This window comes from Photobacterium leiognathi (assembly GCF_030685535.1).
GTDB lineage: Bacteria > Pseudomonadota > Gammaproteobacteria > Enterobacterales > Vibrionaceae > Photobacterium > Photobacterium leiognathi.
The window spans coordinates 459,011-484,423 of sequence record NZ_CP131599.1 but is presented as its reverse complement, the minus strand read 5'-3'; the positions used below and the strand labels follow the sequence as shown (position 1 = coordinate 484,423).

Annotated in this window: 28 protein-coding genes; 14 read left to right on the top strand and 14 right to left on the bottom strand. The window is 39.0% G+C overall.

What is annotated here, in order from left to right:
* Positions 1-69: 69 nt before the first annotated feature.
* The gene (locus Q7674_RS02315) at positions 70-426 is read left to right on the top strand and encodes a nucleotide pyrophosphohydrolase (protein WP_045064565.1); all 357 of its coding nucleotides are present in this window, start codon (positions 70-72) and stop codon (positions 424-426) included.
* Positions 427-477: 51 nt separating this feature from the next.
* Here Q7674_RS02315 and Q7674_RS02310 read toward each other — a convergent pair whose 3' ends face one another.
* The 4 genes from Q7674_RS02310 to nrdD form a co-directional block, all read right to left on the bottom strand.
* Positions 478-741, bottom strand: a complete 264-nt coding sequence (locus tag Q7674_RS02310) for a DUF2960 domain-containing protein (RefSeq protein ID WP_008989596.1) — start codon at positions 739-741, stop codon at positions 478-480.
* 123 nt (positions 742-864) lie between these two features.
* The gene (locus Q7674_RS02305) at positions 865-2,946 is read right to left on the bottom strand and encodes an EAL domain-containing protein (RefSeq protein ID WP_305422450.1); all 2,082 of its coding nucleotides are present in this window, start codon (positions 2,944-2,946) and stop codon (positions 865-867) included.
* A gap of 521 nt (positions 2,947-3,467) precedes the next feature.
* The gene (gene nrdG, locus Q7674_RS02300; protein ID WP_045064568.1) at positions 3,468-3,944 is read right to left on the bottom strand and encodes an anaerobic ribonucleoside-triphosphate reductase-activating protein; all 477 of its coding nucleotides are present in this window, start codon (positions 3,942-3,944) and stop codon (positions 3,468-3,470) included.
* A 108-nt stretch (positions 3,945-4,052) separates the two neighbouring features.
* Complete coding sequence (nrdD, locus tag Q7674_RS02295) at positions 4,053-6,179, bottom strand: anaerobic ribonucleoside-triphosphate reductase (RefSeq protein ID WP_045064570.1); 2,127 nt, start codon at positions 6,177-6,179, stop codon at positions 4,053-4,055.
* A 328-nt stretch (positions 6,180-6,507) separates the two neighbouring features.
* Here nrdD and Q7674_RS02290 point away from each other — a divergent pair, with 328 nt between their 5' ends.
* Positions 6,508-7,614: a GGDEF domain-containing protein gene (locus Q7674_RS02290; protein ID WP_045064571.1), complete on the top strand. Its 1,107-nt coding sequence runs from the start codon at positions 6,508-6,510 to the stop codon at positions 7,612-7,614.
* Positions 7,615-7,675: 61 nt separating this feature from the next.
* On the opposite strand, the gene Q7674_RS02285 is transcribed toward Q7674_RS02290, so the two are convergent.
* A complete protein-coding gene (locus Q7674_RS02285; RefSeq protein ID WP_008989601.1) occupies positions 7,676-8,098 on the bottom strand; it encodes a hypothetical protein in 423 nt (140 codons plus the stop codon).
* Positions 8,099-8,375: 277 nt separating this feature from the next.
* Between Q7674_RS02285 and Q7674_RS02280 the strand changes: the two genes are divergently transcribed.
* The gene (locus Q7674_RS02280) at positions 8,376-9,227 is read left to right on the top strand and encodes an endonuclease/exonuclease/phosphatase family protein (protein WP_045064573.1); all 852 of its coding nucleotides are present in this window, start codon (positions 8,376-8,378) and stop codon (positions 9,225-9,227) included.
* A gap of 61 nt (positions 9,228-9,288) precedes the next feature.
* Here Q7674_RS02280 and Q7674_RS21905 read toward each other — a convergent pair whose 3' ends face one another.
* From Q7674_RS21905 to Q7674_RS02265, 3 genes are all read right to left on the bottom strand, one after another.
* Positions 9,289-9,585 (bottom strand): helix-turn-helix domain-containing protein, encoded by a 297-nt coding sequence (locus Q7674_RS21905; protein ID WP_305422447.1) that lies wholly within the window; start codon positions 9,583-9,585, stop codon positions 9,289-9,291.
* Between the two features lie 9 nt (positions 9,586-9,594).
* Positions 9,595-10,638 carry a sigma-54-dependent transcriptional regulator gene (locus tag Q7674_RS02270; RefSeq protein WP_305422445.1) on the bottom strand — a complete coding sequence of 348 codons (1,044 nt, stop codon included), beginning with the start codon at positions 10,636-10,638 and terminating at the stop codon, positions 9,595-9,597.
* A 299-nt stretch (positions 10,639-10,937) separates the two neighbouring features.
* Complete coding sequence (locus Q7674_RS02265) at positions 10,938-12,479, bottom strand: phospholipase D family protein (RefSeq protein WP_244149355.1); 1,542 nt, start codon at positions 12,477-12,479, stop codon at positions 10,938-10,940.
* A 169-nt stretch (positions 12,480-12,648) separates the two neighbouring features.
* On the opposite strand from Q7674_RS02265, the gene Q7674_RS02260 reads away from it, so the two are divergent.
* From Q7674_RS02260 to Q7674_RS02245, 4 genes are all read left to right on the top strand, one after another.
* On the top strand, positions 12,649-13,041 hold the full coding sequence (locus Q7674_RS02260; RefSeq protein WP_305422443.1) for a DUF2750 domain-containing protein: 393 nt from the start codon (positions 12,649-12,651) through the stop codon (positions 13,039-13,041).
* Between the two features lie 81 nt (positions 13,042-13,122).
* Complete coding sequence (locus Q7674_RS02255; RefSeq protein ID WP_045064574.1) at positions 13,123-13,476, top strand: HopJ type III effector protein; 354 nt, start codon at positions 13,123-13,125, stop codon at positions 13,474-13,476.
* 714 nt (positions 13,477-14,190) lie between these two features.
* Positions 14,191-14,982 carry a nucleotidyltransferase family protein gene (locus Q7674_RS02250; protein ID WP_045064576.1) on the top strand — a complete coding sequence of 264 codons (792 nt, stop codon included), beginning with the start codon at positions 14,191-14,193 and terminating at the stop codon, positions 14,980-14,982.
* Positions 14,983-15,188: 206 nt separating this feature from the next.
* On the top strand, positions 15,189-15,977 hold the full coding sequence (locus Q7674_RS02245; protein ID WP_045064578.1) for a nucleotidyltransferase family protein: 789 nt from the start codon (positions 15,189-15,191) through the stop codon (positions 15,975-15,977).
* A gap of 31 nt (positions 15,978-16,008) precedes the next feature.
* Here Q7674_RS02245 and Q7674_RS02240 read toward each other — a convergent pair whose 3' ends face one another.
* Positions 16,009-16,650 carry a DUF3313 family protein gene (locus Q7674_RS02240; protein ID WP_045064580.1) on the bottom strand — a complete coding sequence of 214 codons (642 nt, stop codon included), beginning with the start codon at positions 16,648-16,650 and terminating at the stop codon, positions 16,009-16,011.
* Positions 16,651-16,865: 215 nt separating this feature from the next.
* On the opposite strand from Q7674_RS02240, the gene Q7674_RS02235 reads away from it, so the two are divergent.
* The 3 genes from Q7674_RS02235 (at position 16,866) to sigZ (ending at position 18,793) form a co-directional block, all read left to right on the top strand.
* Positions 16,866-17,342, top strand: a complete 477-nt coding sequence (locus Q7674_RS02235; protein WP_045064582.1) for a DM13 domain-containing protein — start codon at positions 16,866-16,868, stop codon at positions 17,340-17,342.
* Positions 17,343-17,447: 105 nt separating this feature from the next.
* Positions 17,448-18,140: a glutathione S-transferase family protein gene (locus Q7674_RS02230; protein ID WP_045064583.1), complete on the top strand. Its 693-nt coding sequence runs from the start codon at positions 17,448-17,450 to the stop codon at positions 18,138-18,140.
* Positions 18,141-18,235: 95 nt separating this feature from the next.
* Positions 18,236-18,793 carry an RNA polymerase sigma factor SigZ gene (gene sigZ / locus Q7674_RS02225; RefSeq protein WP_045064585.1) on the top strand — a complete coding sequence of 186 codons (558 nt, stop codon included), beginning with the start codon at positions 18,236-18,238 and terminating at the stop codon, positions 18,791-18,793.
* Between the two features lie 90 nt (positions 18,794-18,883).
* On the opposite strand, the gene Q7674_RS02220 is transcribed toward sigZ, so the two are convergent.
* Positions 18,884-19,528, bottom strand: a complete 645-nt coding sequence (locus Q7674_RS02220) for a LysE family translocator (RefSeq protein ID WP_045064587.1) — start codon at positions 19,526-19,528, stop codon at positions 18,884-18,886.
* 150 nt (positions 19,529-19,678) lie between these two features.
* Here Q7674_RS02220 and Q7674_RS02215 point away from each other — a divergent pair, with 150 nt between their 5' ends.
* A complete protein-coding gene (locus Q7674_RS02215; protein ID WP_008989615.1) occupies positions 19,679-19,954 on the top strand; it encodes a nitrogenase-stabilizing/protective protein NifW in 276 nt (91 codons plus the stop codon).
* Positions 19,955-20,066: 112 nt separating this feature from the next.
* On the opposite strand, the gene ykgO is transcribed toward Q7674_RS02215, so the two are convergent.
* Positions 20,067-20,210, bottom strand: coding sequence for a type B 50S ribosomal protein L36 (ykgO, locus tag Q7674_RS02210; protein WP_023934641.1), 144 nt, complete (start codon positions 20,208-20,210; stop codon positions 20,067-20,069).
* A gap of 5 nt (positions 20,211-20,215) precedes the next feature.
* Positions 20,216-20,470 carry a type B 50S ribosomal protein L31 gene (locus tag Q7674_RS02205; RefSeq protein ID WP_305422439.1) on the bottom strand — a complete coding sequence of 85 codons (255 nt, stop codon included), beginning with the start codon at positions 20,468-20,470 and terminating at the stop codon, positions 20,216-20,218.
* A 309-nt stretch (positions 20,471-20,779) separates the two neighbouring features.
* Here Q7674_RS02205 and Q7674_RS02200 point away from each other — a divergent pair, with 309 nt between their 5' ends.
* The 3 genes from Q7674_RS02200 (at position 20,780) to Q7674_RS02190 (ending at position 22,569) form a co-directional block, all read left to right on the top strand.
* Positions 20,780-21,097 carry a hypothetical protein gene (locus tag Q7674_RS02200; protein WP_023934639.1) on the top strand — a complete coding sequence of 106 codons (318 nt, stop codon included), beginning with the start codon at positions 20,780-20,782 and terminating at the stop codon, positions 21,095-21,097.
* 195 nt (positions 21,098-21,292) lie between these two features.
* Positions 21,293-21,871, top strand: a complete 579-nt coding sequence (locus tag Q7674_RS02195; RefSeq protein WP_045064591.1) for a DJ-1/PfpI family protein — start codon at positions 21,293-21,295, stop codon at positions 21,869-21,871.
* A gap of 35 nt (positions 21,872-21,906) precedes the next feature.
* Positions 21,907-22,569 (top strand): DNA alkylation repair protein, encoded by a 663-nt coding sequence (locus Q7674_RS02190; protein WP_045064593.1) that lies wholly within the window; start codon positions 21,907-21,909, stop codon positions 22,567-22,569.
* 2 nt (positions 22,570-22,571) lie between these two features.
* Here Q7674_RS02190 and Q7674_RS02185 read toward each other — a convergent pair whose 3' ends face one another.
* Complete coding sequence (locus tag Q7674_RS02185; protein ID WP_045064594.1) at positions 22,572-23,066, bottom strand: rod shape-determining protein; 495 nt, start codon at positions 23,064-23,066, stop codon at positions 22,572-22,574.
* Positions 23,067-23,162: 96 nt separating this feature from the next.
* Positions 23,163-25,385 carry a DMT family transporter gene (locus Q7674_RS02180; RefSeq protein ID WP_237156788.1) on the bottom strand — a complete coding sequence of 741 codons (2,223 nt, stop codon included), beginning with the start codon at positions 25,383-25,385 and terminating at the stop codon, positions 23,163-23,165.
* Positions 25,386-25,413: the final 28 nt, after the last annotated feature.

Genomic DNA, 25,413 nt, shown 5'->3' with positions numbered 1-25,413 from the left:
GATAGGTGTTAGTGCTTAGCGCGGTGTTTTTGTTTATCCTGCATTCAAACTCTCAACCAGTAACGCATTATGTCTAACAGTTCTGATCTTCTACATTTAAAACAACAGTTACGCGCCTTTGCAGAGCAGCGAGATTGGGATCAATTCCATACTCCAAAAAACCTTTCAATGGCACTGAGTGGCGAAGTCGCAGAGATCACTGAAATATTCCAATGGCTTACACCAGAGCAAAGCGAGGAGCTTTCAGTGGAAAAGAAACAACAACTTGAAGAAGAAATTGCAGATGTAATGATGTATCTCGTTAGATTAGCCGATAAATGCGATATCGATATTTCAGATGCCTGCCAACGAAAACTAGAAAAAAATAACGAAAAATACCCCGTTGATAAATGCTACGGCTCAGCTAAAAAGTATAACGAGTTATAAGATCAATTAAGCTGGCGTTAAAAGCCAGCTTTTCTATCAGACTTGGTTCAATTACTTTTGACCAACGCCACGGTTTTCTTTCTTCGCTAACGCAATTTTACCAAAACCTAGCTTACGGAAGTGGCTATCACGGAAATCACGTGCAGCTTTACTTGAGTTAGAAACCGCCTCTACTTGCTGTTCCATTTTTAAAAATGACGTTAAGTCGATACCTTCTGCCGCAGCAACCGCTTCATGAATATTACGGAATTGATCAAAAGAGAAAATGATCTCTTTTTCTTCTTTTTTGTAGGTATAGATAATTGTGCGTGACATAACGTCCCCAGTAGAGCGTGAAAATGGACACGAAATTTACCGTATATCCCATCAATATGGAAGTATTAACACTTTATCTGACTTGATTAATGATCCTTTAAGCCCGTTATCTTCAACCTAAGCTTAAACGCTCTTAGTAACTGCCCTCTGGCTGTTATCACTTTCATCTTGCTCTGAGCCAAAGTCTTTCAATAAATTCTGAGCAAAAATATCTTGTTGAGACATTGGACGATAATAGTAATAGCCTTGGATGTAACGAACACCAACAGAAGAGACAAACTCGACTTCCTTGAGCTCTTCTACCCCTTCAACAACAATCTCTGCATTACTGATCTTACCGAGTTGCACCGCAAGGCTAAACAAGTCACGACCACGTTGTGTATCTAGGTTCAAAACAAGTGTACGGTCAATCTTCACCTTATCGAAATCAAAACGTGATAAATACGCCAACGATGAGTAACCAGTACCAAAATCATCCAACGCAACCGCTATTCCCAAATCATGCAGTTGATCAATCACACGAGCGACATCAACTTCATTCTGCACCAGTAACTCTTCTGTAATTTCGATCTCAATTTGAGAAAACGACAAGGTGCTTTCTTCAATGTGCGCTTTGATCTTTGATACAAAGTTTTTCGATAGCACCGTATCAGGTGAGATATTAATCGAAAGCTTCACATGCTGATTTTCTTGTGAAAAGCGCTCCCCTGCACGTAATGCCTTGTCAAATACCCAGAAATCTAAATCAGGCATTAATCCTAACTGTCTAAATGCCGCAAGAAAGGTCGGAGGTAGAATTTTACCCTCATTATTTTGATAACGTATGAGCGTTTCAAAACTGATCACTTTATTAGTTTTCACATCAACCTGAGGTTGAAAATACAGTAAAAACTCACCTTCTGCTTGCAGCCGTTCAATCTCTTTCTGCGCTTTTAGATTCTGATGTAAAGACGGAATAAAGCTGGTTAAACGGGTTTTCACTTCAATTTCGTCACTGGTAAACAATCGGTTTGAGAAAACATCCGAAACGCCAATACCTAGGTTACGTTTATCCATCACTTTAAAGAACGGATAGTAAACAGCCACGCCAATCGCAATGATCACGATTTGTAAAACAGCTCCTGATATTGCCCCACCAGTTGCTATATAACCACTCAATATAGGTGGCATTAACCAACTTTGGATTTCGCTTAATGGCGGCACAATGCCGAAATACATGGCTCCATAAGCAACAACAAAGCCAATTGCAGGTGCCACAAGAAAAGGAATGATCATAATGGGGTTAAAAATAACTGGCACACCATACAATACAGGCTCATTAACGTTAAAGATACACAAGATCAATGATGCTTTCGCCAACACTTTATAACCATCACTTTTGGCAAATAACAGCATACAAATTACAAGACTGAGCAAATTACCACTGCCGCCAATAACTGTAAAAAAGTCATAAAAGTTGGTACTGATAATATTCAGATCTAAACCAAAATTATGCCATGCCGAAATGTTCATCACTGTGATGTCGTACAATTCGGCTTTGTACATATGTAAAACGTTATGACCGTTGATCCCTACCGACCAAAATAGCCCACGCAGTAATTCATAAATAAAACCATCAACAAATGATGTTGGATCCAGTGAAGGCATCAAATCAAATGGAAGTACTGCAACTTTATAAACAAAATGCAACACTTGGCTTATCAGGATCATGGTTGCAATAGAAACTACCGCCCCTGACATCATATTTACCGAGCTATCGATAACTGAATCACGTTCACTACCCCGGAAAATACGAAACTGTTTTAAGCGATATATTAATTCACAGGTCACATAGGCCGTAAGTAAAGAGAGAGGAAAACTATTAGGCAAGGGCATGATGACAGAGATAAAGCCCCATTGATAAGAGACAATAAAATAAACGGTCAGCGCGCTGGCAATGGATAACCCTTTAGGTATTCGTTTAACGGAAGATAGGTAGGTAACAAGGTAGAAATTCAACAAGATAGGAAACATCAGCCCAGTGGCTTCACCTACATATCGAATAGTGCCACTGAATGACTCATAACCGTAATGATCAGTAAAAAGAGCAATGAGTTCACAGAATGTAGATATCAATGCCAGCGGTAATGCCATAATGAAGACATTCGATACCGCGACAAGGTACTTATTTGATGAAAGCTGTGACATTACTCGATATGCAGTCATAACTATTTTCTTATCATTTTATATAACGAATACTTATAATCCATTTGTATAAAGTATTTCATTTAGAAGGCCAACATTCGTGTTTATAGAAATGCTTAAAGCTCACGAATCATGTAAATTTATTATTATTTTCAGTTAATTATACTATCAATAATTCCATCATATAACAGCTGAAAATTTATAAAATACTGTGCTACCTATCACTTCACACAAAGTATGTAACAAGTTGTTACTCATCTACCTATTGAAACATGATTTAAGAACTGATTGTTTATCTGGAAGGAATAAAATTAATTTATAAAAACAATCAGGTATTGATACAGCATGTTTTAAACGTATTATCCACATACTGTGATCAGTAAAGTCATGCACTGTCTTTTCCCATACTTATACACAGAAACAGTGGATAACTTTACTAACATTGTGAAAAATCACACCTTTTGTATAAAAATCAAACACAACAACCTTATTAACAGCCGCCGATTTCAACTCAAATTGTTAATAATACCTACCGTGATACATTATTCTTCCGTTTTATTCAAATAATGAATCACTTGATTCTCACTTCCACGCCAAACCAGTGATGGATCACGTTTGTCTTCTTCATATTTACCGTCAACAACCACATCAATCAATGCGATGACTTCGCGTTGTTGCTCCGATAACTCAGACAAGGTGTAACCCGTCCACAACCAAATATCTTTGCCTACACATTCGCTTCGCACTCGTTTTACCAATTTCAGAATATCAGGCACATTATTTGGGTGTAGAGGATCACCACCAGACAGCGATAAACCACGGCGTTTGATACGAGTATCGTTCAAATCATTAATGATCTGATCTTCCATTGCTTGATCAAAACAATGCCCTGCATCTAATCGCCATGTACTTTGGTTATAGCAACCTCGGCATTGATGAATACAACCAGAAACAAATAACGTTGCACGAGTGCCCGGTCCATTAACAATATCGACAGGGTAATAATTGTGATAATTCATCTAGGTTACCTACACTCATTGATGTCTTGTTCAATAATAATCTTAAAAAGAAAAAGTGCCGTTTAAGGCACTTCTTCATTTATTTTCTCTTCACATATGATGATGAAATTACATATGTTTAACGCGACGCTTCACTTCTTCTTGTTTACCGAAGTTAAATGGACGCGCATCAGGGCTACCAAGGTAACCACATACACGACGTGTTACTGATACTTTTGATGGTTCATGGTTGCCACATTTAGGGCAAGTAAAACCTTTACTTGTACATTCAAACTCACCCGTAAAGCCACACTCGTAACACTCATCAATAGGAGTATTAGTGCCGTAGTAAGGCACACGGGTGTAACTGTAGTCCCACACATCTTCTAATGCTTCGATATTGTGCTGAATATTTGGATATTCACCGTAACAAATGAAACCACCATTCGCTAAATCTGGGTATGGCATTTCAAAATCGATCTTATCGTACGGGTTAACTTTCTTCTCAACATCTAAGTGGAAACTGTTGGTGTAGTAACCTTTGTCTGTAACGCCAGGAACAATACCGAACTCTTTAGTATCAATAGCGCAGAAACGGCTGCATAAGTTTTCGCTTGGCGTGCTGTATAAACTGAAACCGTAACCTGTTTCTTTCTTCCATGCATCAGTTGCATCGCGAAGACGTTTAACAATTGCTACTGCTTTTTGACGTAGTTCTTCACTGTCATAAACGTGTGTTTCATTGCCGTACAATGCGTTCACTGTTTCATGGATACCAATGTAACCCAGTGATATAGAAGCACGACCATTCTTGAAGATTTCAGAAACATCATCATCTTCTTTTAAACGAACGCCACACGCACCTTCCATGTAAAGGATTGGTGCAACACGTGCTTTCACACCATCAAGGCGAGAAATACGAGCATCAAGCGCACGACGAGACAGTGCTAAACGCTCATCTAACAGTTCGAAGAAACGTGCTTCATCACCTTTCGCTTCGAGTGCGATACGAGGTAGGTTGATACTTACCACACCAAGGTTATTACGACCTTCATGGATCAATTCACCATTCTCTTCGTAAGTACCAAGGAAACTACGACAACCCATTGGTGTTTTGAATGAACCTGTAACTTCAACTAACTTGTCGTAGTTAAGGATATCTGGGTACATACGTTTAGAAGCACATTCAAGCGCTAGCTTCTTAATATCGTAGTTCGCATCACCTTGTTTGTGGTTTAAACCATCTTTAATCGCGAAAACCAGTTTAGGGAATACCGCTGTCTTATGGTTTTTACCAAGACCTGCAATACGGTTTTTCAAAATAGATTGTTGAATTAAACGTGATTCCCACGACGTACCTAAACCAAAACCGAAAGTAACAAAAGGTGTTTGACCGTTAGCCGTATGTAACGTATTTACTTCGTATTCTAGTGATTGGAATGCGTCATAACATTCTTTTTCCGTGCGGGCTTTAGCAAAAGCCTCAGGATCAGCAATGCCCCACTCTTTAGCCACTTCTAAATGTTTCTCATGACTAACGGCAACATAAGGTGCTAATACTTCATCAATACGGTTGATCGTTGTGCCGCCGTAAATGTGGCTAGCAACTTGAGCGATGATCTGAGCTGTCACAGCTGTTGCTGTTGAAATTGATTTAGGCGTATCAATCTCCGCATTACCCATTTTAAAGCCATGCGTCAACATGCCGTTTAAATCAATCAGCATACAGTTAAACATTGGGAAGAACGGCGAGTAGTCCAGATCATGAAAGTGAATATCACCACACTCGTGTGCTTTTACGATATCGCGCGGCAATAAATGTTGAGTCGCATAGTGCTTAGCCACGATACCTGCAAGTAGATCACGCTGAGTTGGGATCACCTTACTGTCTTTGTTCGCATTTTCATTCAGTAAAGAAGCATTGCTTTGTTCAATCAAGCCGCGAATTTCGTTGTTTAAACGGCTTTTCTTTTCACGTGCAATATCGCGATCATGACGATATTCAATGTATGCACGAGCAACAGCTTGGTGAGGGCCAACCATCAATTGGTTCTCTACTGCATCTTGGATGGCGTGAATTTCTACTTCTTCAGCATGCTGAAACTGAGCCAATGCCGCTTCTGCCACAGACATTGCATACACTTCGCTCATTTCCATGTCATTGATTGACTTAGCTGCACCCATAACCGCTTCTTTAATGCGTTGCATTTCGAAAGGTACACGGCAGCCATCACGCTTAATCACAACAAGTTTCACACCAGGCTCCTAAATACTCAAGATTCATTACAGTGTCACACAAACACAAAATATAGGCATTTGGTATATGTGTAACAACAAGATGTGGGTATTAGGCGAGATTTTCCAAAAACAAACATTGATCCAAATCAATATCAGCTAAAGAGAGATTACGTTGCGAGCGATGCGTTTGATACGCCACAAAATTCTTTTTGAAAGCGGTTTTTTATATACAATTGTCAATAAGTTTATTTGTCATTTTCGAAAAAAAATTGAGAAAAAATTCTTGCTTTTATGGCTAATGAAGTAAACTTGTTTGACCACTTAGAAAGGTAGATTTATAAAATAAATGGATGGCTTAACACTTACACAGCGGATCAATAGAGTTACCTATAAGAACCTACGCATTGGTTTTTTATGGGCATCAAAAATCTCTCTTATGATCTTAACGGTAATGCTCACCACATTATGGATTAACCACATAGACAACAATCATAATGCGACATATGTACTCACAGCCCAGTTTTGCTGGCAAATTGTACTATCTCTGTTTGGGTTAGCCTATTTCAATCGAACGTCAGAGCCATCCAACTACCGTTATGTCGCAGCATTCTATACCTTTGTCTATGGCTTAAGTTGGGGAGCAACCGTCTTAATTCTTGGTAATTTTTCCGGTTCAACACTGACAGCTGAGGTTATTGCCAACCTCATGATTATGGTTGCTTTGCTCGGCTTTTATACCTATCGCGATGCATTATATTTAGCAGTAGTGCCAATTTTATTGTTTAGCACTTGGGTAACCCTGCAAGATGACAGATTCACTTACCTCTTTTCATTTGAAAAGCTGGCTATCACCGCCATTATTGTAGAATCAGGTCGCCGTGTGCTTTATCGCTGGTTTAGTAATCGTGTGCAGCAAGAACATGAAAATAAAAAGCTATTAAAAGAGCTTAATCATCTCGCTTCTCGTGATCAGCTAACACAAATTAAAAATCGTCGTTTCTTTCAATCTGAGTTGGATAGGCAAATCAATACCGCGAAACGACTCAACATTCCGCTATCGATGATTTTGATTGATATTGATTACTTTAAGAACTTCAATGACACTCAGGGGCACATTGCAGGCGATGAATGCCTAAAGCTCGTGGCAAAGATCATTGATGCAAGCCTACTACGAGGAATCGATAGTGTATCTCGCTATGGTGGGGAAGAGTTTGTTGTATTGCTGCCAAATACCGATTTAGATGGTGCAATTCTTGTTTCACAGCGTATTCAAGAAAACTTATCTAAAGTCGCTATTATCCACCCAGGTTCAAATATCAGTAATATCGTCACCATTAGCCAAGGCATTACGACATACCATCCCGATCAGCGTCCAACACAATTTATCGAAACGGCGGATAACAATTTATACAGTGCCAAAGAAGCAGGACGTAATTGCTATATTGCAGCTTAGTAAATACCACATTGAACAATACAAGATAAACAGCCACTGATAACCGTCAGTGGCTGTTTTGTTATATCGCTTCAACGGCTTGGCGACATTTGGATGATCGTACAGACATTACACTTTTATAGCGCTCACCTTGTGCTTTAATATACACAGCGCACCCAGCACGATCATGATCTATCCATGCTTTTTCTGGCTGTAGCGCTACCTTTTTCCCTTCTGGAAATACATAGTTCAAAATAACATTGCCATTAGGTTGAATCGCAAAACTATAAAATCGATCTAAATGCTCTATGTAGCCTACCGTTAAAAATAATATCGGTAGAAAAGAGCACTTAAGCACAACGCTTTTAACGGTTAATGACTTACACTTCATATATGCTTCGACACGCAGCACGACATAGACCAACACAATAGATAAAGCAGCAAACCACGCAAGGATCTTAAATTTTCCCCACGCAACCTCGGGGTCAAGCAGTAATATCTCCATCTTTGATTCCTTTTAAGACGAAGTGAACAGTGCGGCTCTAGATTTTGTTTGAGATAACACACTGCATACTATATTGAGAGTGGCTTTCAAGTGGTGTGATAACTAACTCCAGAAAATTACGTTTACCAGTAACAGTGAAACTGAATTTTCATCATAAATATTATAATAACACTTTAAAATTTAACGTAAAAATAAGGAGTACCTGATCCCGTATTTATTCTTTTTTGCGATTCAATTCATACTCGCTAGTGTTTGTCAGGCAAATTCATTCACGTTAATGACGTGGAATTTTCAATGGTTAGCGGATCATCCCAGAAACGACATCCAACGAACAGCAAAAGACTACCAAGCATTAAAACAAATCTTTCTTACTCATCAACCTGATGTACTCGCCTTTCAAGAAGTGAACTCAGCGAAAAATCTCTACCGGGTACTCCCCAAAGATCAGTATCAAGTATTTATGTCATCAAGAATGATGAGCGAGGAAGATAAATTCAATGGGATAAATCAATTCACAGGCTTTGCGGTTAAAACGTCTATTTCTGCCAAACAACTTAATGACATCAGTGATCTTAGCTCTCCTGCCGCTTCATTAGGCTTAACATCCCACTACCAACAGAAATTACGCTATGGCGCTGTAATCAGTATAAAGCTGAACAATAATGCGATAACAATAGCCAACCTTCATCTCAAATCTGGCTGTTTTTATCCAAAGCAACTAAGCCATAATAAAAAGAAAGCCTGCCGTACATTGAATTTGCAGCGCCAAATAGTTCAACAATGGGTAAATAATCAACAAACGAAGCAAGTACCGTTTATTGTCGTGGGTGACTTTAACCACCGTATTCATCAGTCACCATCAATCAATAATAGCTTTATCTCAAGTTCCGCCAATAAACCACTCAAATGGCTCAGTCAGAATATCAATGGTAATTGCCTTGCTAAGGTGACCAAAAACAATCGCGTGTATTACCGCCAATACAAACAACTTATCGATCATGGTTTTAGTAGTGTTCATTTCATATTAAATAGCGCTCAACAAATTCAGTTTGCTAAACATCAAGTTGAACAATACCAGTTAAGTGATCACTGCCCTCTGCTATTTAATCTCACTCTTGCTGATACATAATAAAGACACAAAAAAGCCCACTTACTCATTGATAAGTGGGCTTCATTGTATTAGTAAAACATTAATCTTGCGCGTAATTCGAACCATTATAGTAACGAACATCAGGAACGATATTATGTTTATTCAGCAGTCGATACATGGTGGCACGAGATACACCTAAGTCTTTTGCCGCTGATGCAACTTGACCTCGATGCGTTTCTAATACCGCAACCAGTACGTCTTTTTCCGCTTCATCTTTAATATTTCTTAAGCTTTGCTTCATATTAATCTTCTTAGGTAAGTCAAAGTGCTCTACTCCAACTTCATTACCATCCGTTAATAATGAAACTCGCTTAATTTGGTTAATCAATTCGCGCACATTTCCTAGTCAATTGTATCTCAGCAATAATTGCTTGGCTTCTTCATTATATTGGGTTGCGATAGTATTATATTCTCTCGAATATTTTTGCAGAAAATACTCAGCTAGCGCGATGATATCAGCCCCTCTTTCACGTAACGTCGGAACTGAAATATGGAAAACATTAAGACGATAATACAGCTCTTTGCTGAAAGTTTCATTTAAAATCGCCTGCTCTAAATTTGCACTTGAACACGCAATAACCCGAACATCACACTCTCTTGTATCATCTAATGTATCTTTAGTAGGTTGCTGTAAATAAGCTAACAGATTTTGTTGTAACGATTTAGATAACTCTTCAACACCGTTTAATAATACTGTTCCCTCTTTGATTGTATGCTCTGTAACATGCTTACTTTCCGGATCGAGAAAAGCGATTTTTTCATCATCTTCGGTCAGTGATGCACAGTTAATTATGTTGAAACCTTCGTTTCTACGCTTACTCAAACTATGAATTGAATTTGCGATAAGTTCTTTCCCTGTTCCCTGCTCCCCACTAATAAAGACATTTACATCTGTCATTGCAACACGACGCACCATATCTTTTAAATGTTTAATCGATTTAGACTCCCCAAATAAACCTATATCTTGTTGAGCATCTATTTCTATCCATGAGTTAGCTTCAATTTCTAACATCCCTAGTTGGTAGTCAACAGTTTCTAATAAATGCGTCGATGGAATAGGAATTGAAAAATAGTCAACACAGTAGTTATTAATAAACTGGCAAATTGCATCCATATCTAGCTGCTCTTTTTTAATAACAGCTATCCATTTTACTTGTTTAGTTTTATTCGCCCTTAAAGAAATACTGTTCAAACTAAAATCATTATTGCTTAAGTCTACAATACAAATACAAGGACTGTATTCTTCTAAGATAGCATCAGCTGTACGAAGATCATAACAACAATGTGTTTTCCATCCTGTTTGCTCCAATAACGCAATCCAAGGTTCGTAAGTACAGCCAATAGCAACGAGTTGAGCTTTAAATGTTTTCTTATCACACTGTGCTACCATTGCGGTCACCTTTTCTGATATCGTTTATTTCCCTCTTTTTTACAATATAGGCAAAAAATCAATATCATGCCTCGTATTAATAGCGAGACATAAAGAAAAAACACACTAGTTATTTTGCATTTTAAAATGCGAAAGAAATAATATATTTTTTATTTCATGACCTTATTCATTCAATATATATCTTTTTTTGACGTAATATTTTTATACTATTTTCATTTTGACAATAAAATATAAGACATAAATATCTTTTTCATATCTAATTACTTGTATTTTATTGTATGAATATATTTACATTTTACTTATAGTAAGAAATTAAACAGCCATGATGGTAACCACATAAACTTCATTTTTGTGGTATCAGGATCGCCTGCACCGTACACATTTACTGCCTTTCTTTCGCTATCTACTGCTTGGTTTTTCCCAACAATTTGATAGCCATTGTTCGCTCTTGAAAGAATACTTTGCTCTACCTCGGTAACCAGCAGATCATTACCACGACAAAATAGTGCCATTTCTGCATTGTAGTGATTTGAGCGATTATCAATATTGTAGGTACCTACCATGATTTCGTTTTGCCCTGCACCACTACGTTTATACACTTGGGTTTTCGCATGCATCCCCCACCGTGCAGATTGAATGGATGGGCTAATCGTTGTCATTTCATCTAACCATTCACCAGCATGGAGGTACACTTTCATCCCCTTTGCTTGCCAATCGTAAACATGGGTATAAAGCTGAGCAGCCACATAGGTTGCATCCGTTGACGATAATGAGTTGCTGTACAAAGTCATATCGATATTTTTATCAAGTAACACATGCATTAAGTGTTCTGACTTGCGATTATTCAATAAATACGGCGAGGCGAGAATCAAGCCTTTATCTACCGTCATTACCTTATCGAAAATAGTCTTACGCAAAAAACGGTAATTATCGCTATACGGATCTTTAAATCGGGTCCAAAACGAGCCACCTGGCGCATCAGAGGTAAAGGTCATTTCAGGACAGGAATATAAAGGTTTTGACGCTAATACAGGTCGAGCAATCGCTTCAATCTTTGCTCGAGTCTCTGCTTCATGTGGGTTATGCGCGAGAAAGGCTTTTACATCAGACATTTTTCGTTCGTATTTTTGTAACTCGATACGACTACTCGGTATTTCGGGCGCTTGATAACGCTCACTGATTTCATGTTCAAAAAAAGCATCAAAGGAAGCACGCATCGCTTTCGCTATTGAGCCTTTTACATATAAATCACGATCGAGGAAATTATAATGCTCAGATAAATCATAATAATCATTTTCAACATTTCGACCACCAGTGATTGCTTCGCGATCATCAACTACTAACAATTTACGGTGATTACGAAAGTTAATAGTCGAGACATAATAGATAGGCGCAGCGTTGTAATAACGCACTTCTATTCCATAAGGTTTCAATCCTTCGGCATAAAACTCATCAAATTCAAAAACAGTGGCGGATTTATCAATCAAGATCCGAACGTTTACACCTCTTTTAGCGGCATCTACCAGCTCTTGTACCAAGATTTTCCCACTCATATCAGGAGAGAAAATAAAGTACTCCACCTCAATAGTTTGTTTCGCCCTACGGATCATATCAATACGCGCTTGGAGTGCCACCAGCCCATTGTTTAATACCATGACCTCGTTTCGCTCAGCCCCGGTTTGGGGATCAAAATGATCCACTTTGTGAAACGGATAAGGATTGGTTAAAGAAAGATCTTTATAGCTGTCAAAATCTTCATCCCAATAGACCCAATTACATCCCGCCATCATGAATGATAATGACATAGCCGTAGCAGCAGATAGCAACAAACGTAACAACACCTACTCCTTGTGTAGTTAACTAAGTAAAGTATTAAAACCTGAAAAGGATCTTGCACCAGAAGATGGCGAAACCCCATTAAATTGTGATATCAACAGGATAAAACAAGATCTCTGTTCTATTTTGATTTATTCTTACAACCAATCGACATAATCATCAAGGTATCACATCATGTCTACGCCATTAGATGCGACAGCAATTGAAACAATCCAAGGTTTTGATGCAGAAAAGCGTTATAAGCATTTAGTAAAAGAAGTTGTCGCTAACCGCGAAATTTGGATCCTAATCGATGAACACGGCTGCGTAATGCTAAATACAGACGACGAAGATTGCGTACCTGTATGGTCAAACAAAGAGTTTGCCGAGGCATGGGCAACTGGTGAATGGGATAACTGTAAAGCTGAGTCTATTTCTTTAAATAAATGGCATAGCCGTTGGACTCACGGCCTTGAAGATGACGAACTGGCTATCGTGGTGTTCCCAATTCAAGATCAAGAAGGTTTAGTGATCTACCCAGACGAGTTAGATTACGAGCTTAAGAACCAAGCGAAAAAGCAGCGTTAATCAATTCAGCTTTAACACTATAGATTTTGTAACATAAAGGTCAGATCAAATCTGACCTTTTTTATAAGGAGAAAAACTCAAATGGACGCATTACTACAAGCACTTAAAAACGCCCCAGAAAGTGTCGAATTTCCACAAGTTATGGCAGTGATCGCAGAGCATTATGATTATCAAGCAGCAACGTTTTACAACGGTCTGGATAACGATACGCTAAAAAATTACGCAGGCACTAATGAAGGTTCGTGCAAAATTTTTGCTTTTGCGAAATTAAACCAGCTTTCAAAGCAAGAAACATTGGCTTGTTTTGGTCAGTACTATCGTAACGATGTATTAGCACATCCTGACAATGACGATCATCAGAACATTCGTCACTTCATGAAGTTTGGCTGGTCAGGTATTCAATTTGAAACCTTTCCACTGACAGCGAAAGCTTAAACCTCGTTTACAGTATCCTCCATAAACAAAAAGCCATCATTGTCTTTCTTTATATATCGAAGAGTCATGATGGCTTTTTTAGTAGATAATTTAGTAACGTTAATCAGCTAAGCGGCTTATTACAGTGACTACACACTTGTGGTGGCTTCATAAAGAAAGGTGATCGACTCGCTTGTCCGCAACTGTCACAAAATTTAGTTGAACGAATAGTAAGTAAGGTTAATGGTACTAACAGCACTAAAATCGCTATCATCCACATTGTAGGCGGCTGCATATAAACAATAAAAGCACCAATTATCACATTACTGAACACGGTGTAAATTGGTCAAAGCTTGCGTTTACGTACCACATCTTTACCACGTTGAAAAAGCATCACACTCCCCAACACTAACGCAACCCAAATAACGATAAAGCCAATTAATAGATTTTCCTGCATTACTTACATTCCCTACGATTAAACACTACAAAAACTTGAATTGGATATTATTTAAACAATAAAAGCTACTTATCACTTTATAGCAAAGCATAATTATCCTTTTAAAGCCCTTTATTTTATGACCCTACTCACAATGTTGATTTGTGGTTAAAAAAAATAACGAATTTTATTACCAAAAAACAACATTCCGTATTATCTTTAGCGCCAGAACAGGACGTTCAAAGATAAACCACAGCCTCAGCCGCCATTTGCTAGAGGACTGTGCTAAAGGAGTAAAAATGGTTGTTCATTCCGTAGCTCGTGCTACATGTTGTTTACTGCTACTAACTTTTGGTCGTAACCCTATTGCTCAAACCTTGCCTCAGCCTTCAGCTCACAAGCAAGTAAATGAGTTAACAGCAATTCATACCGAATCAACGCTACATAACTTAACGCATTCTATCAACGAGCTACAGCAGATTCCTAGTTGGCGTGCGCACAATATTACACAACCTTACAATCAATTAAGTGTGCTATACACTAATGCATTTCCAGCTCAGCAAGAGCTTAATATGCTATTGGAAACCAGCGCGCTTTACAGTCAGTCGAAAGCTCTACTACCCGGCATTAAGTCTCAACAACGTGCTAAAACAAAAATTGCCACAGAACTGAATGGTCATACTAATAAATTAACAGACATCGTTCGTGGCAGCCTAGTGTGTGACAATATTTCAGATTTGATCAAAACCTATGATTTTATCGCTCAACATGCGTCAGTATTAGAAGTCAAAAACCGTTTCAGCGCACCTGCTGCATCGGGTTACCGCGACATCAAAATGCTTGTTCGCCTTAATAACAGTGGCCTTGTTGCCGAGGTTCAACTACACCTTGAAGCCATTGCTGAGATTAAAAATGGTGAAGAGCATGACATCTACGAGATGATCCAAAGTATCGAACGCCTAGCCATTGCACAGGATCGTGAACTCAACGATATTGAGAAAATGAAGATAAAGCGTCTACAACAACAATCAAAAGCGCTTTATGCTCAAGCTTGGAAAAGTTATACCACACCTTTAAGCCTAGTCAGCTAATAAAACAGCCTTCAATTATGTGATCCAAGCCGCATTTATATGCGGCTTTTTTATCATTTTATGAATATTGACACAGAGTTTACTGTTCATTCAGGTTATATTGTTAGTATCAATTTAGACAATAAAGCACGACAAAACACACCACCTTTGTTACTCATTTTTGTGTGTTGATATTGCAACAAAGCAATATCGTTGGGAGTTGTTTAATGGATATAAAATCTGCTTTACGTACAAGCTTTATTCTGTTCTGTATGTTAAGTCGTTCGGTTGTTGCAGCACCTGCTGTAGCGCCTGCATATACAATTACTGATCAACCATCACCTACGCGCCTATCACAAGCAAGCCGTAAAGCCTTTCAGCGTGATATTAGTGGCTTATACAGCATTCAATCTTGGAAAAGTGACAACATCATGCAACCTTACAATAACTTTGATGCGCTATACCAAGCGTCAACACAAGCGCAAGTAGAACTAGAACAATTAATGCGTAGCATCTGCCTTGTTTCTTCAGCTGAAGCATTAATTCCACCAGTAAAATCAGCACAACGTGCACAACAAAAAATTGCAACTGAACTAAACGGTCAAACCAACAAGATTACTGACATTGCACGTGCTTCACTGGTTGCAGAAGACATTTCATCACTGGTGCAGTCATTCGAATTACTAAGTAAAGAGGCAACGATTGTTGGTGTTAAAAACCGTTTCAAAAAGCCAACCGCATCTGGCTACCGTGATTTAAAGGTACTAGTTGAACTACCACACAGCAAAATCATTGCTGAAGTTCAACTTCACCTAAAAGACATTTCTGATGTGAAGAATGGTAAAGAGCATGATATTTACGAACAAATTCAGAAGATGGAGCGTTTAGCTCTGCATGAGAAACGCCCCCTGACAGAGTTTGAAGAGAAGAAAATTAAAAACTTACGTCAAGAGTCATTACATTTATACCAAGAAGCTTGGCAGCAATACTTACACCCGACCAGTGTTGCCGTTTAATCTTCTTCCCCATTACCCAAGCGCCCTATTCTTAGGGCGTTTTGCTATCTATCGTTTGAGTATTGATATGACTTGCCGCCACCTGAGTTGCAAATAACACAATATCTTGCTGGATCTTAGGTTTAAGCGACTGTAGCTCATGATATTCCAAATGTGCTTCATCATTTTCAAGTACCGCTTCTAAAGTAAACAAGGTTTCTCTTTCTGCGAGTAACTCTTGCGTACTCGCATCTTTTAAACGGTATTGAGCTGCAATATGCACATCTCTATCACGCTCGCCTAGCACTAAAATCATCCCTTCTAGTGCTGCACGATACGGAAACAGCTCACCAATACTCATATCTTCTAAAGAGGTATGTACTTTTGCTAACGCAACATCAAGCTGCAAAGTTCGATCGTCGACTGACTCCACTACCTTAATGCTATCTGAAAACTTAGTGTGTAAATCATCATGAATTGAGCGTTCTAGTCGGCTCACAATACGTTTAGAAACTTGGCGATCACTGGCTTGTGTGACCTGAACAGGAGAAATATAAAGTTTGTCGTAATCTTGTGGGGTTAAATGTAAGGTACTTTTCCCTTCAACATTAATTGCAACATCACGAGGAAAAAACGCACACCCTGTTTGTAGACCAACAATAAGAAATATTACGCACCACTTTACCAACATCATCTCACCTGCCTTCGCTTTAATTTATATAGTATATCGTACTGTATTTTTGTGTGGGTGTAAATATTTGTATCAAGCAGTTTTTTGCAGCAATGCATTACTCAATTATTTTGTTTCAGTGCCATGAGTTTTATGAGAAATAAGGTAATAACAACTTGAAGTTATATAGATTTTAAGCAATATCTATACAAATCTATTATTTCAGCACAGGCAAACTTATGACGTTCAAAAAGACAATCGCGCTTATCATCACTCACTTACTGGCAGGTGGATTGGGTGTAGCACTTGGGATCTATTTGCTGCCTATTTTGACTGCACCAACAGCGCCTGCAGCATCTGAAATATCGAACCTTTCTTCACAAGCACAGTATTCTGGAGAGTTTCAGAAGAATTTGGAAGGCAGCGATTTTCTTCATTGGGGCGAAGGGAAAGTATCGCTATCACCAACAACAATCACCTTAATGGGAAAACTCGCTCCAGGGCCTGACTATAAGTTATATCTATCGCCTAAGTTTGTAGAAACCGAAGCTGCATTTAATCAAGAAAAGACCAATATGGTGCTAATAGGCGATGTGAAAACCTTTAATAACTTTGTTGTGGATGTGCCTCAAAACATTGATATAACAAAATACGATACTGTGATCGTCTGGTGTGAGTCTTTTGGTCAATTTATTACTGCAGCTAAGTATCAGTAACCTTTAACACCGCATTTTTTTTACTTTGTGCAAAATAATTTCGTCTTTTTAAAATCTGGCTCGTCTTACTCAGTATCAACATAACAAACGTAGTGAGACTATCTAATGTTAAAAATCGTAAGCTTTACAATCTGCCCTTTCGTTCAACGTGTTACTGCTACACTTGAAGCGAAAAACATTCCTTATAAGATTGAATACATTAGCCTTAAGAACAAACCACAATGGTTTTTAGACATTTCACCCAACGGACAAGTGCCAGTATTGATCACTGAGAACAATACAGCGCTATTTGAGTCTGATGCCATTATTGAGTTTATTGAAGATGAATATGGCCCATTAGAGCAAGGCTTAACTAACGAGCAACGGGCATTAGATCGCGCGTGGAGTTACTTAGCTGCCAAAAGTTATCTTCCACAATGCGGCACGATGGGCAGTAAAGATAAAGACACTTTTATACAGCGTGAAGAGAGCTTGCGAAAAGCATTCACTAAAGCCGAAAGTCAGCTGTCTGATAAAACGCTATTTTTTAAATCAGACACTATCAGCAGAGTCGATATTGCATGGTTACCTTTACTTCACCGTGCAGCAATCATCAAAGATCATACTGGCTATGATCTTCTCTGCTGTTTGCCAAAACTACAAACATGGCAAAGTACCCTGCTGAAAACAGGATTAGCTGAAAAATCTGTTGCACCTGATTTCATTGACAAATTTACTGATTTTTATCTGACGAATACTTATTTGGCCAGCTGTAAAGATCAACAATGTAGCTGCCAATCTAGCAATTGCTGTGCTTAAATAAGATAAATAACAAGAGAAGTGTGCTAGTCGCACTTCTCTACGTTTTAGAAATAATTTGTAGAAAAACTTTTCAGTAACAGAGTGAAACCTTAGTGAATATTGAGCAGATCTGGTCAGCATACCAAAGCAAGCTAAAAGGTTATTTACATAACAATATTGCTAACCCTGATGATGTGGATGACTTATTGCAGGACATTCTGATCAAAACACATCACAAGCTGCCAACACTTAACGATGAAAGCAAAATCAAATCATGGTTATTTCAAATCGCACGAAACACCATTATTGATTTTTATCGTCGTCAACAAGTAGAAAAAGAGCATCAAGACAGCCAAGAAAATTCACTCTGGAATGAAGAGCAAGAGCAAAGCATTCTTCAACAATTATCTGAATGCATGAGCCCATTTATAAATGCGTTACCTGAGGCGGAAGCACAACTGCTAACCGCTATTGAAATTAACGGTATGTCGCAAAAAGACTATGCGAAACAAACTGGCATTAAATACTCTACTTTAAAGTCACAGGTGCAAAAAAGCCGTAAGTCATTACATCAGCTATTTAATGCATGTTGTACTTTTTCTGTCGATAGCCAAGGTAATCTGATGGATTATCAACCCAAAGTACATCGCCCATCCTGTAAATGTTCTTAATTTCAGCAGACACTTGCTGATCATTTATTTTTAATATGATCAAAAAAGCGATCCTCAGATCGCTTTCGTTTATCTCAAGCAAACACGATATTAATTAGAGCTTGATAACGCTACCTTTGCTCCTAAAGCCATTAACACCGCCCCCATCACTTTTTCAACATACTGTTGTGCCGATAGGAAAGCATTTTTAATGTAACTGCGGTTTAAGAACACAGCGACTAGCGAGAACCACGCAAAACACGTTATCGACACAATGGCACCATAAATAATTTGAATAGCGATAGGTGTCGATGCACTGACTAACTGAGTAAATAAACTCAGGAAGAATAACGTCGCTTTAGGGTTTAACATATTGTTTAAGAAACCCATTTTAAAAGCCGCAATAGCACTAATATCTTGCTTTTTAAAATCACCATTTTCTAATGTTGCCTTCGCTGTGCTTTTTAGACTTTTATAACCAATGTAAAGCAGATAAGCCGCACCAAGGTATTTCACGATAGAAAAGAGCACAATGGATTGTGAAAGCAATACACCAATTCCTGCTAAGGTATAAAAGATATGCACCCAAATCGCAGCAGCAACACCTAATGCAGTGAGAATACCAGAGCGCGTTGAATGAACGAGGCTATTTCTAACCACAATCAGGAAGTCAGGTCCCGGTGTAATAATGGTTAAAATCGTAATGGTAACAACGGCTATTAGTTCTGTTAGGTAGGTCGTAAATAACAATTCCATTTCAGCATCCTTTTTCTTTTCGTACTCCCACCATAATTAAAAACGCTTAATAAATAAACAATTTATTAACAATCCCAACTACAGATCAAAATCCAAACACGTTACTTTCCTCTGTGCTACCTTTCGCTTTCAGCATAGAGAGACAGCACCATGACCAAACCAGACATTCTCACCACGATTAAGAGTTTTACTTCTATTGAGCAAGCACTTGATTACTTTGAAATTGGCTACGATAGCCAGTTTATCAATACCAATCGTGAGGAATTAGTGAAACGTTTTGGTGGTTATTTGATCATGGAAAAGCCAGATGATTGGTTTTCAGGTCGTCGTGCACTAAAAAACGCATACTGCCGTGTACAACGCTCTTTATTAGACAAATCTACACGGCAAGCTTGTCGTGGCTGCACAAGTTGTCAGCGTCGCTGATAATAAAATTAAAGCCCATCACGATGGTTCGTAATGGGCTTCAGGTTCAATATGTTATTTTAATAAGATTGATGATACCTAGTCAGCTGAACGTCATCTTTTCACTATTATGTTACTTTTTCTTTTTTACCTTGCCTTGTACCGCTTTAAATCTTGGGTTTGATTTACAAATCACGTAAAGGCGTCCACGGCGCTTAACTACTTGACAATCTTTACTACGTTGCTTTGCACTTTTTAATGAACTTAATACTTGCATCAGTGTTACCCCTTTAATCCTGTCATCGCAAATTGTTTATTAAAGCGAGCAACACGCCCATCACGCTTCGTCATTTTTTGCTTATCGGTATAGAACAGATGAGAGTGCATAGAAACATCCAAGGTGACATATGGATATGTTTCTCCATCAATCTCAACAGTTCGTGATGTTTGTATCGTTGATCCCACCATGATGTACTTATCAGCCCCTGTGTCATGGAACGCCACAGTTCGGTATTCGGGATGGATTCCTACTTTCATCTCATACTCTCCTTTGTCTTTATTGTTATGTTATAACGTAACAATAAAGACAAATCAACATTTAATGAGAATAGTTATCAGTAATAATGGTAACGATGATAACCAAAAGATTTAAACTGCTATCGAATGTAAACCAATGGCTTATTATTTTGAGATAATTCCACAATTTGATATTGCAAAATTTGGCAGTGGTTTGGGGTATCACAAAATCTATCGGTGGTTAAAATATCTAAATAATATGGTTGAAAACATGCCTCTTAATGACACATGTATTGCCATCCTCAGAGCATTAATTAGGAACAGTTATTAATGAGCCAAGCCGCTAACGTTACCGCGAAGACTGACAAACCAGATCCAAGCAATGATTTTCAATCTGCACAATTTAAGATGACCCGTATTATCAGTGTGATTTTTAATGTGGTGATCATCCTTGCGCAAATCAAACTTTTAAAAGATCACGATGCCACTATCAAAACTTATGCTGTGTTCCTGTTATGTAACTTCAGTGTACTGTTTAGCTTTTTCGCACCACGTTTAACACAGTTCACGCCAAAGCAAGTGCTTAAATACGCCTATATGCCAGCGATTATCAGCGTATTTTTATTCATTAGCCAAGTCACAAGCTAATTTTATTTATGTGACTAATGAAGTGTTCGCTTTCTCTCTTTGCTGACACTTCATTTCCACCCTCTCTCTGGTATCGATTTTCACCAATTTCTCTCCAGTGACTCACAAATGCACCACATTGCGTTTTTTCATGCTATTCAATGCAACCATCTGCTGATAATTTGAAGCTCTTATCTAAACATTTGCGGAGTCATCATGAATATAGGGATTTATATTTACGAGAATGCAGAAGTGCTCGATTTTGCAGGTCCTTTTGAAGTTTTCAGTACAGCAAAACGTTTAGTCGCGAAAAATTGGAATATCAGTTTATTAGCAGAAACCATAGAGCCCGTTGCTGCCCGCGGCGGATTTAATGTATTACCTGACTATTGTTTTAATGATCACCCACCAATTGATGTATTGATTGTTGTCGGAGGTGATCACACAGAAGAAATGCACAAATCTCATGTGATTAATTGGATAAGAACAATTGATAAAACCGCAATGCAGGTGGTTTCCGTGTGTACAGGTGTGTTTTTACTTGCACAAGCTAACTTGTTAAATAACCTTTTTGTGACAACCCATTGGGAAGATATTCCTGATTTAATTTATCGTTTTCCTACGCTCAATGTCATTGAAGATAAACGTTGGGTAACCGATGGTAAGTACACCACTTCTGGCGGGATTTCAGCAGGTATTGATATGAGCTTGCACCTTGTTGCCAAGTTACACAGTACTGTACTTGCCGAACAAGTAGCACATCAAATGGAATACCGTTGGAAACAATGCCCTTAATTAACGCTATCCATTTATCAAATAAGTAAAACGCCATGACGATCATCACTACAATTCACCAAGCTCTGACCGATATTGGTTACCCGGAACAGAAAGTAAAAACGGCTCAGGTACGGGCTATTTCTGCCGATGTTTTTAAAAAACTAACCAATAAAAATATTGATGCTGTTTTAGCGCAATGTGATGCTTTACTCGAACAAGGTGATTGGGCTTATGGCGTCATTGCTTACGATTGGGCATTTAGAGTCAGAAAACACTATACCCCACATACTTTTACGACCTTTGAACGCTGGCTATTTACTTATGTGACCGATTGGAATGATTGCGATGACTTCTGCACTCATGCTTTTGGCGAGTTATTACGACAATATCAACATCTATTTGATCACGTCTTGAAATGGGCTGAACATTCTAACTTTGCTGTGCGTCGTGCTACTGCGGTGATCTTGATTTACCCAATCAATAAAAATAATTACAGTCAGCTAGATCCTTTAGCCGTAGCAGATCTATTACAAAATGATAAGCATGACCTAGTACAAAAAGGCTATGGCTGGATGCTTAAAGTATTATCTAAACACGACCCAGAAACTGTCATTAACTACTTAACGCAGCATCACAGCACCATGACACGTACTGCTTTTCGCTACGCATTAGAAAAACTCGACAAGAGCACACAACAACAATTGATGGCTCTATAATATTACGCGCTTAATTGCTTTTTAAGCTCGCTATAACTGCTGTTGTTGGCATTAATACGAGTCTGATGATTACAGACCAAGACTTCCCTTGCCCCTGCCACCATCGCTAATTCCTTTAATACTCGCTCTTCAATATCCGTTAGCCCACCCTCAACTTTTTCCAACTGGTGCATCACTATTCTTGGGCTTATAGCGAACCGACTTTTACTTAATACTTCACGTACTGCATGTTGCAGCAGTTTTTCTGCATAAGCAAAATTGCCGACAAATGAGCGTTTATGATCAAATGGATTAAGCACGGTAATGTTTGACCCCGCTAAAGACTTAGCCTTGTCGCCAACCGCTAACACGGTCTTTTTCTTACCTTTCGTTTCAATGGCAATATAAGGTGATAATTCGACCTTTTCTCCTGTTCCAAAGATATGAACAGACAGTTGTTTAGTGCTAAGTTCAACTAATAGATCGCGGTTTAGTTTTTGTAAAAATGAAAGTGCCATGGTTTATAAATACCAAGTTACATGTAACCACAGTTAACTTAGGTTGGGGTAACATTCATGGAAAAAAAAGGACCATCGAGTGATGGTCCATATTTTTTAATCGAATGATGATTCTAATTCATAGAATGATGGTTGAGCTAGGTTTGGAACAACAATCCCTTGGGATGGTTCACCCCAAGAGAATACTTTACCTTCTGTATTCAACGCAGCGTAAGCAGATGATCTAGCGCTCCATTGAGATACCACCCCTAAATTCGTTGGGGCTCTTTGGCTTACCCTGCCCACCAAATGAAGTGTTCCATCATTTCTACTCAAAGCGAAGCCAGCATCTTTTGGGATTCGTGTAATAGTTTTTATGTTGCTCGTTGATGATATTTCATTAATTGAGTGTCGCGAATAATCTTCTAAGATGGTTACTTCACCTAGCGCATTAATAGACACAAATGAGGACAAAGTACCATCAATTGCTACGGAATCGGTGATAGTAGGATAGCGTTGTGTTGTAACATCATCCCCCCAGAAGATAACCGTACCGTCGTCTTTTAATGCTGCAAAAGCGCTCCCCCCCGAGTATGATCCGTTAGTTGCCGTCCCTGCTTCAGAAATTGCTATAACACCCGATTGCAACTGGTCTCTAACACGATAGAAATACTTAGCAGCGCCGTTTAGCCCCCAAGCTTGAACAGAGCCATCATCTTTTAAAACCACTGCAGCAACAGAACTGGTAATGACTGTTTTTACGCCTTCACTAATAACTAGTGGCGCCGCACGACCATCACCCCAGATGACAGCTCCTCCGTTCGCTTTTTTCAAAGCAATAACAGAATAGCTTACGTCGTAAACACCTTCGACATCTGATGTTAAATATGCCGAGACTTGAGTTCCATCAGCGCCTGTACCTGGCTTACCCCAAGCAATGGCAGAGCCGTCGTTTTTGACTGCGATGAACCCTGTTACTGTTTGATGCAAACTTACAACACCAGAATCTAGACCTAAAACAGAACTTGAATCACCTCCGAACTCGGTGCTTCCCCAGGAAACAACTGAGCCGTCAGCTTTTAGTGCAGCGAAAGCGCCACGATTACCAACCACATGTTCAACACCGCTTTGTAAATCGCTCGCGACTGAAGCAGCTGAACCTCCGGTGCTTGTATTTCCCCAAACGACAACCGAGCCATCCTCTTTTAATGCCGCAAATGCGCCGTTAAGAAAGCCAGTCCAGCCTGAGCCAGCAATATCAACTACGCCTGATGATAAATTACTTTCAACGGATGAAATATCATTACCACTGCCACTCTTACCCCATGCTGCTGTAACTGCGCCTATAGTGTTTTTTGCAGTGAAGGCGCGCATATTAGCAAATAGCTTGTCTGTCTTTGACACTCCATAGACAACATAAGCACTGGTTTTTTGCCCATAAGTATCTTCACCAGTAACGTTCAGGCGGATATTGAATCCCGCATCTTCAGCGCGATAAGTATATGTTGCGCCTGTTCCGACAGTTAAACCATTGACTGACCATTCGTACTTGTATTTCGATGTCGCACACTCATCACAAGTGATGTTTGGCGTTAAATACACGCCAACTAATGCGATTAATGGTAAACGTAAAAAATCCATCATCACTACCAAGGTCACATCGGCTGTTTGCATCGCTTTAGTCATACAGAAATGGGCTGAAAGTGCTGCTACAGACACTAATATAATCCAAACCCAGGCCAGTAAATTCGGTTCTTGCCAATTTTGATAAGCCAGTAATACGCCTAACGGTAATTGTACTAAACACATATAAAACAATATGGTTAATGGCTTATCTGTCACAGACAATGACTTGGTAGAGGCATGGGAAACCGCATAACACACAGCGGCTCCGAGGACGATCAATGAAACACTATTGATGATTTTAATGCCGGGCTGAACAATGATCAGTACCCCAACAAAACCCAGTACCAAAGAGAGTAATCGCTGTGAGTTAAAGCGTTCCTGTAGGAATAAGGTGGCGATGATTGCAGTCCAAATAGGAACGGTAAACTCAATCGCAAATACTTCTGCCAGTGGTAAGACGGTGATACCAAATAACCAACCATATTGCCCAGCAAAATGAAACACATTACGGAAAACTTGGAGGGGTAAGCGTTGAGTTTTAAACAAGCGAGTATCGCGGTGATAACAGATAATGGCAGTGATGAGCCCTAGTCCAATCACACTTCGTAATGCCATTAACTGCGCAGTAGTGATGTCATTTGCCAACTCTCTTGCACCAATAGCGATTAAGCAAAACGAGCACAGTGCGCCTATCATCCATAATATTGCTTGCACAGATGTTACCTCTTATTAATGTCAAAGT